Source organism: Mycolicibacterium arcueilense, from assembly GCF_058536225.1.
This window is the reverse complement of the sequence record NZ_JBZTYL010000036.1, coordinates 57,750-72,514: the sequence shown is the minus strand read 5'-3', so window position 1 is coordinate 72,514 and position 14,765 is coordinate 57,750. Positions and strand designations below refer to the sequence as shown.

The 14,765-nt window shown below is 67.3% G+C and carries 14 protein-coding genes; 4 read left to right on the top strand and 10 right to left on the bottom strand.

All coding sequences use genetic code 11. The features are described 5' to 3' along the window. Nucleotides 1–102: 102 nt before the first annotated feature. On the top strand, nucleotides 103–945 hold the full coding sequence (locus AC4LGL_RS30835; protein WP_491842073.1) for an alpha/beta fold hydrolase: 843 nt from the start codon (nucleotides 103–105) through the stop codon (nucleotides 943–945). Here the strand turns inward: AC4LGL_RS30835 and cysC are convergent. From cysC to AC4LGL_RS30815, 4 genes are all read right to left on the bottom strand, one after another. Further along, nucleotides 942–2,843 carry a sulfate adenylyltransferase subunit CysN gene (gene cysC / locus AC4LGL_RS30830; RefSeq protein WP_491842072.1) on the bottom strand — a complete coding sequence of 634 codons (1,902 nt, stop codon included), beginning with the start codon at nucleotides 2,841–2,843 and terminating at the stop codon, nucleotides 942–944. The genes AC4LGL_RS30835 and cysC overlap by 4 nt on opposite strands. After that, nucleotides 2,843–3,757: a sulfate adenylyltransferase subunit CysD gene (gene cysD / locus AC4LGL_RS30825; RefSeq protein ID WP_491842071.1), complete on the bottom strand. Its 915-nt coding sequence runs from the start codon at nucleotides 3,755–3,757 to the stop codon at nucleotides 2,843–2,845. The genes cysC and cysD overlap by 1 nt, the downstream gene beginning before the upstream one ends. Next, nucleotides 3,754–4,557 carry a trehalose 2-sulfotransferase gene (stf0, locus tag AC4LGL_RS30820; protein WP_491842070.1) on the bottom strand — a complete coding sequence of 268 codons (804 nt, stop codon included), beginning with the start codon at nucleotides 4,555–4,557 and terminating at the stop codon, nucleotides 3,754–3,756. Before stf0 ends, cysD begins: the two co-directional genes overlap by 4 nt. Before the next feature lie 78 nt (nucleotides 4,558–4,635). Next, entirely contained in the window at nucleotides 4,636–6,006 is a 1,371-nt protein-coding gene (locus AC4LGL_RS30815; protein WP_491842069.1) for a sulfatase family protein, read from the bottom strand. Between the two features lie 121 nt (nucleotides 6,007–6,127). Here AC4LGL_RS30815 and AC4LGL_RS30810 point away from each other — a divergent pair, with 121 nt between their 5' ends. Continuing rightward, entirely contained in the window at nucleotides 6,128–6,841 is a 714-nt protein-coding gene (locus tag AC4LGL_RS30810; protein WP_491842068.1) for a TetR/AcrR family transcriptional regulator, read from the top strand. Here the strand turns inward: AC4LGL_RS30810 and AC4LGL_RS30805 are convergent. From AC4LGL_RS30805 to AC4LGL_RS30795, 3 genes are read right to left on the bottom strand one after another with little or no spacing between them, the layout of a single operon-like run. Further along, nucleotides 6,838–8,256, bottom strand: a complete 1,419-nt coding sequence (locus AC4LGL_RS30805; RefSeq protein ID WP_491842067.1) for an FAD-dependent oxidoreductase — start codon at nucleotides 8,254–8,256, stop codon at nucleotides 6,838–6,840. The genes AC4LGL_RS30810 and AC4LGL_RS30805 overlap by 4 nt on opposite strands. Further along, nucleotides 8,256–9,251, bottom strand: a complete 996-nt coding sequence (locus AC4LGL_RS30800; protein WP_491842066.1) for an AurF N-oxygenase family protein — start codon at nucleotides 9,249–9,251, stop codon at nucleotides 8,256–8,258. Before AC4LGL_RS30800 ends, AC4LGL_RS30805 begins: the two co-directional genes overlap by 1 nt. Nucleotides 9,252–9,309: 58 nt before the next feature. Next, a complete protein-coding gene (locus AC4LGL_RS30795) occupies nucleotides 9,310–9,792 on the bottom strand; it encodes a hypothetical protein (RefSeq protein ID WP_491842065.1) in 483 nt (160 codons plus the stop codon). Nucleotides 9,793–9,849: 57 nt separating this feature from the next. Between AC4LGL_RS30795 and AC4LGL_RS30790 the strand changes: the two genes are divergently transcribed. Beyond that, on the top strand, nucleotides 9,850–10,524 hold the full coding sequence (locus AC4LGL_RS30790; protein ID WP_491842064.1) for a phosphatase PAP2 family protein: 675 nt from the start codon (nucleotides 9,850–9,852) through the stop codon (nucleotides 10,522–10,524). Here the strand turns inward: AC4LGL_RS30790 and AC4LGL_RS30785 are convergent. After that, on the bottom strand, nucleotides 10,478–11,941 hold the full coding sequence (locus AC4LGL_RS30785; RefSeq protein WP_491842063.1) for a bifunctional phosphatase PAP2/diacylglycerol kinase family protein: 1,464 nt from the start codon (nucleotides 11,939–11,941) through the stop codon (nucleotides 10,478–10,480). The genes AC4LGL_RS30790 and AC4LGL_RS30785 overlap by 47 nt on opposite strands. 78 nt (nucleotides 11,942–12,019) lie before the next feature. Here AC4LGL_RS30785 and AC4LGL_RS30780 point away from each other — a divergent pair, with 78 nt between their 5' ends. Continuing rightward, a complete protein-coding gene (locus AC4LGL_RS30780; protein ID WP_169619052.1) occupies nucleotides 12,020–12,673 on the top strand; it encodes a L,D-transpeptidase family protein in 654 nt (217 codons plus the stop codon). A gap of 1 nt (nucleotide 12,674) precedes the next feature. Here the strand turns inward: AC4LGL_RS30780 and AC4LGL_RS30775 are convergent, their stop codons facing one another. Both AC4LGL_RS30775 and AC4LGL_RS30770 read right to left on the bottom strand, forming a co-directional pair. After that, complete coding sequence (locus AC4LGL_RS30775) at nucleotides 12,675–13,133, bottom strand: nuclear transport factor 2 family protein (protein ID WP_491842062.1); 459 nt, start codon at nucleotides 13,131–13,133, stop codon at nucleotides 12,675–12,677. Between the two features lie 39 nt (nucleotides 13,134–13,172). After that, nucleotides 13,173–14,681 carry an FAD-dependent oxidoreductase gene (locus tag AC4LGL_RS30770; protein WP_491842061.1) on the bottom strand — a complete coding sequence of 503 codons (1,509 nt, stop codon included), beginning with the start codon at nucleotides 14,679–14,681 and terminating at the stop codon, nucleotides 13,173–13,175. Between the last annotated feature and the right edge of the window lie 84 nt (nucleotides 14,682–14,765).

The window sequence follows — 14,765 nt, the reverse complement described above, 5'->3', positions numbered from 1 at the left end:
TGGCTCTCGAGGTCGAATGCCACTCTGGCGTGACAACGGCGGGGCCTGGGCATTACCTACGACGTAATCGACATGCGTACGTGCGCGGTCGACGATCGACGCATGCCTACGATGGAGACCGCCGACCGAACCGACATCCACTACACCGACACCGGATCCGGGCCGGTGCTGGTGTTCACCCACTCGTGGGGGCTCAACTCGGGCCAGTGGAATCCGATCATCGAAAGCTTGGTGTGCAAGGGTTTTCGCTGTGTCGCCTACGACCGGCGCGGGCATGGAGGCTCGGGCGCCTACGACGGTGAGTGGACGGTGGATCTGCTGGCCGACGACCTGGCCCGAGTGCTCGAACACCTGGATCTCGACGATGTGACGCTGGTGGGACATTCGCTGGGCTGCGGAGAGATCGTGCGTTACCTCAGCCGGCACGCGACCGGTCGGGTGAATCGCGCGGTGCTGGTGGCGGGGCAACTTCCGTTGGTGGTCCAGACCGCGGAAAACCCCGACGGCGTCCCCGAGGCGATGCTCGACGCCATGCTGGTGGAGCTGGAACGCGATGTGCGGCAATGGTGTATCGACAATGCGCCGCCCTTCTTCGGCGACCACCCGGTGTCACCCGAGGTGGTGAACTGGACCATCGATCAGATCGTGGCGTTGCCCGTCGAGACCCTGCTCGCCACGCAGCGGATGGGCGCCCACGCCGACTACCGTGCCGAGCTCGCCGAACTCGATCTTCCGGTGCTGCTGCTCCACGGTGACGCCGACGCGTCGACGCCCATCGAGCTCACCGGACGACGCACGGCCGCACTGCTGCCGCACGCGGAGCTCGTCGAGATCCCGGGCGCCGCCCACGGGCTGTACCTCACCCACGCCGACCGCATCGTCGACGCGATTTCGGTGCATTTGGTAACGCCAGGCGTTACTGGATGCACCGAAATCACTGGTTAGCGGCGGGTGTTGAGCAGGTCGACGACTTGTTGGACCAGGTCGTCGATGACGGCGCCGGTCGTGTCGAGCACCAGGTCCGGGTTCTCCGGGGCCTCGTAGGGGGCGTCGACGCCGGTGAGCCCGGTGAGCTCGCCGGCGCGGGCCCGCGCGTAGAGCCCTTTGGGATCGCGGCGTGCGCATTCTTCGACGGGGGTCGCGACATGCACCTCGATGAACGGCAGCTTGGCGGCGTCGTTGAGTGCCCGAGCAGTCTCCCGATCGGACTTGAGCGGCGACACCAAAGACGCCAGGGCCACGACGCCGGCATCGGCCAGTAGCCGGGTCAGATGTCCGACGCGGCGGATGTTCTCGGTTCGGTCACCGGCGGAGAAGCCGAGATCATCGGACAGGCCGTGGCGCAGATTGTCGCCGTCGAGCAGATACGCCACCTGACCCGATTCGACCAGGGCCCGCTCGACGGCCACCGCCAGCGTGGACTTGCCGGACGCGGGTAGGCCGGTGAACCAGATCGTGGCGCCGCGTTGCCCCGTGCTGTTCCAGCGGTAGTCGCGGTCCAGTGACGAGGGGTGCCATTTGATGTCTGAGCGGTTGTGCCCGCTCGGCTTGAGCTCCCGGGCCTGCAGGATGATCCCGGCGCCGACGGTGTCATTGGACACCTCGTCGATGAGGATGAACGCCCCGTTGTCGCGGTTGTCGGCGTAGTTGTCGGCGACGAGCACCGAGCTGGTACGCAGCGTGACCGAGCCGATGTCGTTGAGTGCCAGCTCAACCGGGGTCTCGACCTCGTCCAGGGTTTCCGGGTCCAGCTTGGTGTGCAACTCCTGGACCGTGGCCCGCACCGTGCGGGCACCTTGCTTGAGTGCCAGCCGGTCTCCGGCGCGCAGCGGATCGTCGAAGAACCAGCACACCGTCGCGTCGACCTCACGGGCCAGCACCGGCAGCACTGGCTCCGAGAGCCCACTGACGAGGACGTCGCCGCGGCCCACATCGATGTCGTCGGCCAGCTCGATCGAAACCGACAGCGGCGCAACGCCCACCGATCGGTCATCGTCGAGCGTGTCCAGGGCCGTCACCACCGAGCGGGTACCAGCCGGCAGGCTCACGACGGGGTCACCTACCTGAAGCGTGCCCGCGGACAGACGGCCGGTGTAGCGACGGCGCTGTTCCGCTGTCGGCCGCGATACCCATTGGACGGCGAGTCGCAGGCTGGCCGGATCGGCATGCGGCGCAGACAGTTCGACGCCCTCGAGGTATTCGAGCAGGGTCGGGCCGTCGTACCAGGGAGTGTTCTCGGAGCGGTGCACCACATTGTCGCCGAGCTTGGCCGCGATCGGGATGACCGTCAGATCGAGCCCGCCAAGGCGGTCTGCCACCTGCTGCAGTTCCCGTTCGACCTCGGCGAACCGGCCTTTGTCGAAGTCGACCAGGTCGATCTTGTTGACCGTGGCGACAAAGTGCGTGATGCCCAACAGCTTTGCGATGCGGGCGTGGCGACGGGTCTGACGCAGCACTCCGGCCCGGGCATCGACCAGCAGGATCGCCACGTGCGCATTGGAGGCGCCGGTGAACATGTTGCGGGTGTAGCGCTCGTGCCCGGGGGTGTCGGCCAGGATGTAACTGCGGGTGGCGGTGGAGAAGAAACGGTAAGCGACATCGATGGTGATGCCCTGCTCCCGTTCGGCCCGCAGTCCATCGGACAGCGCAGCCAGGTCGGCCACCCCTTCCGAATCGGTGACAGCCTCAAGGTGGTCCAACGGCAGGCTGTCGGTGTCGTGCAGCAGGCGGCCGATCAGGGTGCTCTTGCCGTCGTCCACCGAACCGGCGGTGGTGATGCGCAGCAGTTGACGCGGCCGTGCCTGATTCCCCGTCGCTCCGCTGCGCTCGGCTCGCCTCGTCATCAGAAGTACCCCTCCCGTTTCCGGTCTTCCATCGCCGCAACGGACGTTCGGTCATCGGCGCGGGTCTCGCCGCGTTCGGAGACGGTGGCCGCTGAGATCTCGGCGATCACCCCGTCGATGGTGGTGGCCCGTGACCGCACGGCTCCGGTGATGGTCAGGTCGCCGACGGTGCGGTAGCGCACCCACTCCACCGCCGCCTTCTCGGCGCCGGCGGGTGCGGCGTACTCCGACACCGCGAGCAGGATGCCGTCGCGCTCGAACACCTCGCGCTCGTGGGCGAAGTAGATCGACGGCAGCTCAAGGTTTTCCAGCTCGATGTAGCGCCAGATGTCGAGTTCGGTCCAGTTCGAGAGCGGGAACACCCGCACCTGCTCACCCTTGCGGATCCGGCCGTTGTACAGCGACCACGGCTCAGGGCGCTGGGCTCGCGGATCCCACTGACCGAACTCGTCGCGGAAACTCAGGATGCGTTCCTTGGCCCGCGCCCGCTCTTCGTCGCGGCGGGCGCCGCCGAACGCCGCGTCGAATCCACCGGCCTCCAGCGCATCCAGCAGCGTGCGCGTCTGCTGGCGGTTGCGGGAGGCTCCCGGACCGGGATCGGCTACCCGACCGCTGTCGATGGTCTCCTGTACCGAGGCCACCACCAGCTTGTGGCCGAGCCCGGTGGTGCGGCGGTCGCGGAACTTGATGACCTCGTCGAAGTTGTGCCCGGTATCCACATGCAGCACCGGGAACGGCAACGGTGAGGGGCGAAAAGCCTTCTCGGCCAACCGCAAAAGGACGATGGAATCCTTGCCCGCCGAGAACAGCAGCACCGGCCGCTGCAGTTCGGCGACGACCTCGCGGATGATGTGCACCGCCTCGGCTTCCAGCAGTCGTAACTCGTCGACATGCACAGTGTCAGAAGCTGTCATACCGGCAACCCCTCTTTCTCGGCATCGCGGCGGTAGCGGTCCACCCATTCGTCGGATCGCTGATCTGCCTGACGTTCCAGAACCGGCTGCGGCGCCAGTCGCGGGTCCAGGCCCAGCGCCTCCAGCACCGTGGCCACCACGGTCGTCAGGTTGCGCCACAGGTACGGGTAGGACACGTCGATGGGGGAGATGTTCTCCTCGGCGAACCAGGAGCGCCAGCCTTCCTCCTGGGCCTGCATCAGCCGGATCACATGGGCGATGGCGCCCGCGTGGTACTCGGCACGGGCATCGCGCACCGGATCGGCCCGGCCGCGCCACACCCTGGTCTGCACCGCCCGCCAGAACGAAACCGCCTGCGACACAACGTCAGGGCGGTAGACGTGGACGAGCACCGGGTCGCCGCCGGTGACATCGCGGATCGCGGCGAGCAGGCCGGGCCCGGATCGTTCGGGCAGACCCTCGACGCGGTCCAGCAGCAGCGGCGTCTGGTTCCACATGAGTTTCCCGCCCCACACCCCGTTGGGGGTCCGGCCGACGGTGCGGATGTAGTCACGCCAGATCTCGGCCGGGGCCAGGTCCGGCTTGCCCTCGACCAGGGGGTCGAGCAGGCGCAGGATCGACTCGTCCTCGACACCGGCGAACCACTCCCGCGGCTGCGGCGACATGCTGGTGGTCGGCAGGTACTGGAAGAACTCCTGGGGTTCGCCGGCCATGCCGGTGGCACGCAGGGATTCCACCAGCAAGGTGCTGCCGCTGCGCTGGGATGCGAGCACCAGGTAGGCCGTCGGATGATCTGGCATGGGCGAGACTCTAACCATGATTTGTTTGCGGCGCCTATTTAAGTGGGCGTCAAGAGTTTTCGTTCACCGTGAGGAAAACTATTGGCGGGTATCGGTGATGCCGCGGTCGGCGGCGATGGCCGATCTGCTGGTGGCGGGACGGCCATGGATATGCAGATACGTCTCGGTGTAACGCTCCGATATCCGGGTGCCGGCGAATTCAGAGGGAATGACATCCAGCGTCTTCTCGCGCCAGTCGTTCAGTAACAGTGCCAAGTCGTTCGCGATCGCCTCGGCCTTGTCGGTGGCGTCCGCTCCCAGCAGGTTGTTGTTCTCGGTCGGGTCCGCGACGAGGTCGTACAGTTCGCGACCGGGACGCGGGCTCAGGACGGTATCGCCGAGTGCACGTCCCGAGGGGCTGTCGGCGATATCCCACGGCAGGTCCAACAATGGCCGCGCCGCGTAATTCTCGATATAGCTGTATTCCTTTGTGCGAATGGCGCGAATCGGGTCGAAAGAATCGTGATAGGTCTTTGTCGTGTACACCTCGGACCGGACCTCTGCGGTTTCCGTAGGCGTCGCCGTGAGGTTGCTGGCATGGGACAGCCCCTCGACCTCGTCGGGGATCTCGACGCCGAGGAGGTCCAGCAGGGTGGGGAGCAGATCGACCCCGCTGAACAGTTCGTCGTAGCGGCGCGGCGCCACAGCAGACCCCCGCGGCGGGCGCACGATCAAGGCGATGCCGGTGCCCGCGTCGTACAGCGTCGACTTGGCCCGGGGCAATGCCGGCCCGTGGTCGGTCATGAACACCACCCACGTGCTCTCGTCGAGACCGGTCGCGGTCAACGTGGCGAGCAGTTCGCCCACCTTGGCGTCCGCGACCGCGATCGAGCCGTAGAACTCCGCGAGGTCGTCGCGCACCTCGGTGGTGTCGGGCAGATAGTCGGGAGGCTCGACGGACGCGGAATCGGCTGGCTCGTATCGGTCGCGCGGGTACGGCCGGTGCGTCTCGAAGAACCCGGCGGTCAGCAGGAACGGTTGCCGCGGCGGTGCGGTCAGCCAGGCGTTGGCCTGCTCGACGACATACTCGCAGAACGAGTTCGACACGTCGTACTCGGCGTACCCCAGATTGGCCGGCTGCGAAGTTTCGTGTTGCATACCGAACAGGGCTGTGTGCCAGCCTGATTCGGCAAGAAGGTGCGGGAGCGTGCGTACCCCGGCGCGGTACTCCCAGCCGTGGTGGGCCAGGCCCACCAGGCCGTTGCTCTGCGGGTAGCGGCCGGTGAACAGCGAGCCCCGCGACGGTGAGCACAGCGGGGCGGTGGCGTGGGCGCGGGTGAACAGCACTCCCTCGGCGGCGAGGCGGTCGAGGTGCGGGCTGGTCACGTCCGGGTGGCCATATACGCCGAGGTAGCGCCCCAGATCATGCCAGTGCACGATCAGCAGGTTCTGCCGTTGCGGCTCGGTCACGTCACATCCTTTCCGTCCACACTACGACCGAACAGCCTGAATGCGCCGCCCGCAACCGTTTGGCTCATCGAGAGCTACTTATCCGGCGTATCGGGCGCGGCGCCGTCGGTAGGGTGGACCCATGCCGACCGCCACCGATCCCGCTGCGGTCAGCGGTTATGAGGCCCGCTGGGAGCAGCACAACACCGAGCGGCGCGCCCAGATCCTGCAGGCTGCGGTGGCATTGGTCGAGGAGAATCCGCCCGGCACGGAGATCTCGATGGTGCGCATCGCCGAGCGCGCCGGGGTGGCGAAGTCAGTGGTGTACCGGCAGTTCACCGGCAAGGACGAGCTTGAGCGACGCGTCCGGTCCTGGGTGTTCGACGATTTTGCCGCGGTTCTCGACACCAACCTCGATGTCTCCAACGGCTCCTTGCGCGACATCCTGACCCGCACCGTGGCGGCGGTCGCCGATTGGATGCTCGATCACCCGCGGCTCGATGACTTCGTCCGGCGCGGTCCGACGTTCGAGAGCGACGGCTCACTCGACGCGGTCAGCGAGCTGAAGCTCCGGATGACCAGGCAGTCCGAGGAGGTCATCGCCGCGATCGCCCAGACCATCGGGGTGGACGACAGCGCGTTCAAGACGGTTCCGTTCGCGGTGGTGACGATGGTGGAAGCCAGCTTGTCGGCCTGGATCCGCGGCGCGGCGCCGGAGCGGTCACGGGAAGAGGTCGTGACGCACCTGGCCGACTTCGCCTGGTACGTCCTGGACGGCGCGGCCCGCGCGAGCGGCCTGGAGATCAACCGCGACGACGAGTTCACGGCCGTGATCGCCGCGCTGACCACGCGCTAGAGCAGTCCGGCGTTGTAATCGCCGACCAGGCTCCGCACGGTTTCCTGGGCGCAGGACTTGTTGGTCCCGATGAAGCCGGTCGGCCCACGTTTGATCCAGCCGGTGACGTACACGCCCGGCGTGACCCGGCCGCCCTCGTGCGGGACCGTGGCGGTGTGCTCGTCGAACGGCAGGCCCGCAACACGCCGGCCTCGATAACCGATGGACGTCAGCACCAGACCGGCGTCGATAACCCGTTCGCGCCCACTCGATTTCACCCGCACTGATCCGTCAGCCGCGGCGACCAGCTCGTTGTGGACGAACTCCACACCGGTGGCCGCGAACCGGCCGCGGATCGTGGTCGGTGACAGCAGATATTCGAGCGCGATCCGGCGATGGCCCGCTCCGCGTGGCGCGGCGCGCAGAATCGCGGACCGCGGATCCGACCCGGACAACATCCGTAGGTCCTCGTCACGCGCGACGACGTCGACACCCGGTGTGGAGCACAGTCCGACCAGTTCGGGGACGGTGAACGCGGACTGCTCGATCCCGCGTCGCCCGACCACGACCACCTCTTCGATTGCACTGTGGCGCAGCGCTTCCAGGGCCTCAGGCGCGATGGCGGTACCCGCGAGCAGGTCCGGGTCGATCGTGAGGATGCGTGCGACGTCAAGTGCGACATTGCCGTTCCCGATCACCACGGCGCGTCGATGGAACAGATCGAAGGAGCGGCCCGCGTGTTCAGGGTGACCGTTGTACCAGGCGACGAAGTCGGTGGCTGAGGTGACGCCGGGCAGGTCGATACCGGGGATGTCGAGCGGACGGTCGGTTGAGGCACCTACGGCGTAAATGACTGCGTGGTGCTCATTCAGCAGATCGTCATGGGTGACGTCGCTGCCGACCTCGACTCCCAGACGCATCGACAGTCGGGGGTCGGCGGTGATGTGGTCGAACTGCCGGGTCACCCCGCGGGTGCGCTGGTGATCGGGGGCCACCCCGTACCGGGCCAAACCGTAGGGTTGCGTGAGTTTTTCATAGACCCGTACCTGGGCGCTGGGAATGGTCAGCACCTCTTCGGCGGCATACATCGCGGCCGGGCCCGACCCGACGATCGCCACGCGCAGGTCGCCCGCGCGCACCTGTAACGGCGGCACCACCGGCGCCAGGACCGGGCGGGGTCGGGGTGTGGCATAGAAATCGGCGTTCAGCGTGGTGAACACGTCCTCCGCGGCGATCAGCTTGGTATGCGGTTTGATCGCATCCACCGGGCATGCCGACACGCACGCGCCGCAATCGACACACTCGACCGGGTCGACGTAGAGCATCTGGGCGGTGTGGAAGTCGGGTTCGTCGGGCGTGGGGTGGATGCAGTTCACCGGGCAGGCGTAGACGCACGAGGCGTCGCTGCAGCAGGACTGCGTGATGACGTGCGGCATCAGGCGAGCGCAACCGCTTCACGGTCCGGCACGCCGCGGTAGCGGGCGGCCTCGCCGTCGATACCGCAGCGCTTCCACACCCTCCGGCCGACCCGGCTCATCAACCCGAGCTCCTCACTGAGAGAACGCATCTCACCGAAGTAGCCGGACAGGATCTTGCGTGAGTGCGGGCTGCGCCAGAACGCGTCCTTGATCACCGCCCGCGGAATCCCGAACTCCTCGCCGAACGACTTCGGGGGCGCCACGATCTCATGGGCCAGCCAGCGCAGCGTCAACGGGAACGCCACACACGCGAAGGTCTTCATCCGCCACGATCGTTGCGGCATATGGGTTTTGAGGAACTCGTGCGCCCAGGAGATGTGGCGGGCCTCCTCGGCGATGTGGATCTGCATGGTGCGCAGCACCGCGGGCGGAATGTTGGCGCCCTCGCGGATCAGGCCCTTCTGGAAATGGTCGATCGGCTCTTCGCCGGCGAGGATGCCTGCCATGAACGCCGTCGGCGAGTACTGGCCGACCAGGCCGATGTACGGCGACAGCCGGCGGAACAGCGGCCGCATGCCGGGCACGTCGACGCCGGACCGGTTGACCAGCTCCTGGAACATCTGGATGTGGTTGCACTCCTCGGTCATCTCGTGCAACGCGTAACGGAACTCGGGCGAGTTGTTGGGCAGCTTCATGATGAACGCCATCAACCCGCGGATGAGGATGCTCTCGAACGCCGCGCCGACCTTGACGGAGTTGAGTGTCCGCCACCGGCCGATCTCGATCTGGCGGGCCAAAGGCTGGCGCTGGTACCAGGCGGTGGCGCCGAGCGGGTCGACGTTCGGTGACAGCACCCACCGCGGATCGTCGAGGTCGATCGCCAGATCGGGGGAGTCCCACGCGATGTCCAGATAGGGATCGAAGCGGCGGCGCACGGAGCCCTCGGACAGTGTCTGCAGCAGATCCCGGTAGTCCGCATCCAGGCGTGCGGTGTCGGGCGAGGTGGAAGCCATGGCGACAATTTACCGAGACATCGGGTCTCGGTAAATACCTGATTTGTGACGGAGTTTGCTACGGGTGGTACGGCACGCCGACCGCGCGGAACACGTATTCCGGGCCGACGTCGAAGGCCAGCGACCGACGCGGCAGTCGTGTCAGCACCTCGTCGGGGATCTCGGTTTTGTAGTGCAGTGAGAGCTTCCCGTGACCGCGCCGGTCGATCTGGGCCACGTCGGCCTGCAGGGTGAGCCCGGTCTCGGTGAGCTCGGCATGCACCGCACCGACCTGCGGGGCTGACCACGGCTGGTCGATGCTGCGGCCGGCGAGTTTGGGCAGGGTGGACATGGTGGCCAGTACCCGGTAGTTGGTGAGAACCAGTGAACCGGCGTAGCTGGCGACGCTCCCGGCCGAGCGCGTTCCCGGGATCGATCCGGTGAAACGCCTGGTCACCGGGATGTACTCGGCCAGGAAGAGGATGCCCTCGGCTTCGGCCTCTGATCGCAGACCTTCCGGCAGTCCGCCGATGTGCATCAGCTTTCGCAGGATCAGAGCCATGCTTCGACGGTAGCGCGCAAACATGGCAAATCGATGGGAGCTGGTAGAGATTATCTGGTGGGATCCCGTGCCAGATGGCTGATCGTGACCGCGGTGGCGGCCGCCGTGGTGTACGCGGCGCTGTGGATCGGCTACGCGATGCAGTGGGCCTGGCTGGCCGATGTCGATGCCGCGGGGCTGGCAGGTCCGTACCGGTACGGCTCGGCGCACCCGGGCTGGGTGACCGCGTGGGACGTGTTCTGCACCGTGCTCGGGCCGTTCGCCTTCCGGTTGCTGGCGTTGGTGCTGATCGTCATTGCGCTGGTGCGTCGCCGGTGGCGCATCGCGTGGTACCTGGTGTTGACCATCGAGCTCAGCGCGGTGACGACCGAGGTGGCCAAGTTCCTGGCCGACCGGCCGCGCCCGTCCACCGCGCTGGTCCACGCCCTGTCCACCTCGTTCCCGTCCGGGCACGCGATGGGTGTGATGGTCTCGGTGCTCGCGCTGTCGGCCCTGGCGTGGCCGACGTTGCGCCCCAACCTGCGGGGCTGGTGGGTGGCGGCCGGGGCGCTCGTCATCGTCGCGATCGGCGTGGGCCGGGTCGTGCTCAACGTCCACCATCCCTCGGATGTGGTGGCCGGCTGGGCCTTGGGCTACATATGGTTCGTGGTGGTGTTCCTGCTGTACCCGCCGTATCCGTCGACGGTCATGGCAGTGGACGAAACACCGGTAGCGCCCGGTACCGCACGGTGAAGCTCGCCTCGCTGAGCGCCTCACCCACCTCGCCGTCATGGGCCAGTGTGGTGGGCCCGTCGACCGCGACGAACCGGAACTCCGGCACCTGAAGCTCGTGATAGAGCGGGCTGCGTTCGAGCCGGCCCAACGCGACCGCCGTCGCGATGCGCAGCCGGCTGAACCGCCGCCCGGTCTCCAGGATCCGCACGTCGATCAGACCGTCGTCGAGACGTGGCCGCTGTGATGGAGCGAACCCGGACGGGAAGTACGTCGAATTGCCCAGGAAGAACAGTTCCGTCTCAAGGGTCTTGTCGTCGTAGCTGATCCGCACCGGAGCTTCCCGGCGCAGCGTCAGGTACAGCGCGTACATCCCGGCCAGTCGCTTGCCCATCCGGTGTTCGAGCTTCTCGCGCATCCGTACGTAGTTCGGGTAGGCGCCGATGCTGGCGGTGTTGATCACCATGCGTTCCTCGTTGAGGCACACCAGGTCGACGTAGGCCGCGGCGCCGTCCTTGATCGCCGTCACGGTGCGGGCCACCGTGTCGCAGCCGATGTCCTTGGCGAAGTGGTTGAACGTCCCGCCGGGGAACACGGCGAGCGGGACCCCCGCCTCGACGGCGATGCCCGCCGCGCACGCCACCGTGCCGTCGCCGCCGCCTACTGCGAGCACGTCGACGCGGGCCGCCGTCTCGCGTAACACCGTCTCGATGTCATCGTCGTCGCCGAGTTCGACGATCTCGGTGCGCGGCAGGGCTTTGCGCACGTCGTCGACGATCCGCGCGCCCGTCCCGTCGCCGGAGGCCGGGTTGATCACCAGTGCGACGCCGGCGCCGTCCGGTCGGGGCTCGGTGCGGTATCGCAGCGGTTCGGATCGGGGAAGGGTGGCGGCCGGGATGGTCGGGACGATGCGGGCGCCGATGACCGCGATGGCGGCGCCGATGCCGAACCCGGCGAACACGTCGCCGGGATAGTGCGCACCCGTGGCCACCCGGGACAGGCCGACCAGGCCGGCCAGCAGAGCCAGCGGCAGGCCGGCGGCCGGGGATTCCAGGCCGACGGCCACCGCGAAGGCCGCCGCGCTCGCGGAGTGCCCTGACGGCAGGGAATGTGAGGTGGGCACACGTCGGGTCCGTCGGGCCAGTGGGATCACGCTTCGGTCCGGTCGTGGTCGCCGCCAGATTCGCTTGGCCACCTGATTGGTCACCAGGCTGGTCACCGCCAGGCTGACCACGCCGCGCGCGGCGCCGCGCCGCAGCGATGTGCCGCCCAGCGCGCCCATGGCGGCCGCGATGGCAAACCACAGCTTGGAGTGGTCTGCGGCCCTGGTCAGCCCGGGCATCACGGAATCCAGTAAGGGGCTCGGTGACTCGGCCACCGCCTCGAAGACCTCACGGTCCAAGGTGCCGAGGCCCTTGCCGATCGCGCGCACATCCATCCCGCCAACGTATCTGTCGCGACCGGATCGTGCTCCAAGCTTTACCGGGCCGAGAGGGGCAGCGGCGACGATGGACGGATGCGCCGTCTGCTCGCCATGCTGTGTGCCGGGGTGTTGGCTCTGGCATGCGCGCCCACGGCCGGCGCCGTCGACCCGCCCTGGTTCGCCCCCTCGGTGGGCAACGCCACCCAGGTGATTTCCGTTGTCGGAGTGGGTGGTTCGAAGGCGAAGATGGATGTCTGGCAACGCGGGCCGGCAGGCTGGCAGCCGGTAGCCGCCGGGATTCCGGCCAACATCGGCTCCAATGGCATGGCCCCGCAGACCCATGACGGGGAGATGAAGACCCCCATGGGCGTTTTCACCCTCGACTTCGCGTTCGGCACCGCCCCCAATCCCGGTGGCGGGCTGCAGTACGTCCAGGTGACACCCGACCACTGGTGGGACGGGGACATGAAGAGCCCGACCTACAACACCATGCAGGTGTGCAAGAAGGCGCAGTGCCCGTTCAACACAGACCCGGCCAGCGGCACCGAGAACCTCGACATCACCGCCTACAAACACGCCATCGTGATGGGCGTCAACAAGGCGCGGGTGCCCGGCAACGGCGGTGCGTTCTTCGTGCACACCACTGATGGCGGGCCGACCGCCGGTTGCGTGGCGATCGACGACGCCATGCTCGTCAAGATCATGCAGTGGCTACGGCCGGGCGCCGTGATCGCCGTCGCGCAATAGCTCAAAGATTCAGCGCAGCACCGGGTTCGAGATTGAAGTTGAGACCCTCCAGCGAGAGGGTGGCGTCATAGGTGCGGTCGTAGCCGGTGCTGCTGATCTTCCAGCCGTCCGCCGTGCGGCGGTAGGTGTCGTGATAGAACGCCGAGCCGAACAGCATGAAGTTCATGCTCGGGACGATCACGCGGTCCTGCAGATACCAGGTGGCGGTGGCGTCGTCGCCGTTGACCTCGATCTCGGGGTGCGCGACGCGATGTTCGGTGATGACCTCGGGACCCAACGAGGCCTTCATGTACTCCACCAGAGGGCCGCGCTCGGTGAAGTGCAGCGTCTTGCCCATGGACTGTCCGTAGTCGCCCGCGACGTCCTCGGTGAGGGTGTCGGCGAACTCGTCCCAGTGCTTGGTGTCGAGCGCACGCAGGTACCGGTATTTGACTTGCTTGATGTCGTCGATGTCACCCATGCCCGACATTGGAGCACACCGGCCACAGCGGGTGTGACGCTATGCCGAACGCGTGAGGTCGCGGGTGGCCGGTCCCTCGATCAGGGTGCCGTCCGGCGCGAAGCGGGACCCGTGCAGTGGGCAGTCCCAGGACTTGTCGGCGTCGTTCCAATTCACGATGCCGCCCAGGTGGGGGCACACGGGCGATACGGTGCGCTCGACTCCGTCGACGACGCTGCGTGCCTCCAGATGCCACGGCGGCCCGCTGACCACGCCGCAGTCCTCGGTGGCGGGCTTACCGATGCGGGTGACCGGAGCGATCCAGCCCTTGGCCATATTCAGCCCGACGGTCAGATTGGCCTGCACCGCGGTGGCGATGCCGGACAGTTCGTGTGGGCTCCAGCTTGCGAAGGCCTCGGCCCAGTCCATCCGACCGCCCAGGATGCGGGCCGTCAGCGCCAGTGAGGCCGCCACCCCGTTGGTCATGCCCCATTTGTCGAAACCCGTTGCCACCAAGATCTCTTCGTGCCCCGGCAGGATCGGGCCGACGTAGGGAAGGGCGTCGATGGGTGAATAGTCCTGCGCGGACCAGAAGTGCGTCTGGAGGGACCCGGGCCAGTGCTGCTTGGCCCACGACGCCAGCTCGTCGGTGGCTGCCGCGGGGTCGCTGCCGCGCCCGACTGGGTGGCCGGCGCCGCCGACGATGAGTCGCTCTCCCTCGGCAGTCGGCGCCGAACGTATTGAGCGGGTGGGGGAATCGGTCGAGATGAACATGCCGCGGGTGATATTGCCCGGCACCTGGAACGCCATGCAGTAGGAGCGGTGGGGAGTCAGTCGCGCGAAGAATCCACCGCGGTCCAGAATCGGGACGCCGGTGGCCAGTACGCAGCGATTGGCGAGTACGTCGACGTCGGTACCGGTGTTCGTCCGCACCCGCAGTTTGAGGCGGGCCCCACCGTCATGGCTGACGCGTTGCACCCTGGCGCCCTCGACCAATCGCCCTTCGCGTTCGTGCAGTTCGGCGGTCAGGCTGTCCAGGAACGGCATGGGATCGAACTGAGCCTGATCGGCCAACCGGACTCCGCCGTGGAACGGAAAGGGCACGTCGGCGTCGTCGACCCACTCGACATCCAGGCCCGCGGTCTGGCAGGCCTTCAGCTCGGCCTTGGCCTTTGCGACCCCGCGAGGTGACTGCGCGTAGGTGTAGGCGTCCTCGTGCTGCAGGCCGATCTGCCGTTGCTCGCAGTAGTCGATCAGCCACTGCTGACCTTCGAGGTTGCCCTGGGCGTACTGCCGGGCCACCTCGGGCGAATGCTTGCCTACGATGTCGGTCATCCGGGTGCCCTGCAGCAGGCTGATCTTCGCGGTGGTGTTGCCGGTCGCGCCCGCACCCGCGGTGCGCCCCTCCAGGACCAGCACATCCCGCCCGGCCCGTGCCAGTAGGGCGGCGGTGACCAGGCCGGTGATCCCGGCGCCGACCACGACGACGTCTGCGCTGCGCGCGGATTCCTCGTCGAGAGTGGGCACGATGCGGTGCTCGGGGCGCTCGGCAAGCCAGAGAGACGTCACGGTTGTGGCTGTACCCGCAGGTGGGGAACTCAAACGTAGGTGCGGAGGGTGCTTCTGGGCGGCGTCAGAAGCATTGATGGGTAA

Excerpts from the sequence above, each read along its gene's own strand:
- AC4LGL_RS30835 (WP_491842073.1), top strand. The coding sequence starts at position 103 with ATGCCTACGATGGAGACCGCCGACCGAACCGACATCCACTACACCGAC.
- cysC (WP_491842072.1), bottom strand. The coding sequence starts at position 2,843 with ATGACGAGGCGAGCCGAGCGCAGCGGAGCGACGGGGAATCAGGCACGG.
- cysD (WP_491842071.1), bottom strand. The coding sequence starts at position 3,757 with ATGACAGCTTCTGACACTGTGCATGTCGACGAGTTACGACTGCTGGAA.
- stf0 (WP_491842070.1), bottom strand. The coding sequence starts at position 4,557 with ATGCCAGATCATCCGACGGCCTACCTGGTGCTCGCATCCCAGCGCAGC.
- AC4LGL_RS30810 (WP_491842068.1), top strand. The coding sequence starts at position 6,128 with ATGCCGACCGCCACCGATCCCGCTGCGGTCAGCGGTTATGAGGCCCGC.
- AC4LGL_RS30805 (WP_491842067.1), bottom strand. The coding sequence starts at position 8,256 with ATGCCGCACGTCATCACGCAGTCCTGCTGCAGCGACGCCTCGTGCGTC.
- AC4LGL_RS30800 (WP_491842066.1), bottom strand. The coding sequence starts at position 9,251 with ATGGCTTCCACCTCGCCCGACACCGCACGCCTGGATGCGGACTACCGG.
- AC4LGL_RS30795 (WP_491842065.1), bottom strand. The coding sequence starts at position 9,792 with ATGGCTCTGATCCTGCGAAAGCTGATGCACATCGGCGGACTGCCGGAA.
- AC4LGL_RS30785 (WP_491842063.1), bottom strand. The coding sequence starts at position 11,941 with ATGGATGTGCGCGCGATCGGCAAGGGCCTCGGCACCTTGGACCGTGAG.
- AC4LGL_RS30780 (WP_169619052.1), top strand. The coding sequence starts at position 12,020 with ATGCGCCGTCTGCTCGCCATGCTGTGTGCCGGGGTGTTGGCTCTGGCA.
- AC4LGL_RS30775 (WP_491842062.1), bottom strand. The coding sequence starts at position 13,133 with ATGGGTGACATCGACGACATCAAGCAAGTCAAATACCGGTACCTGCGT.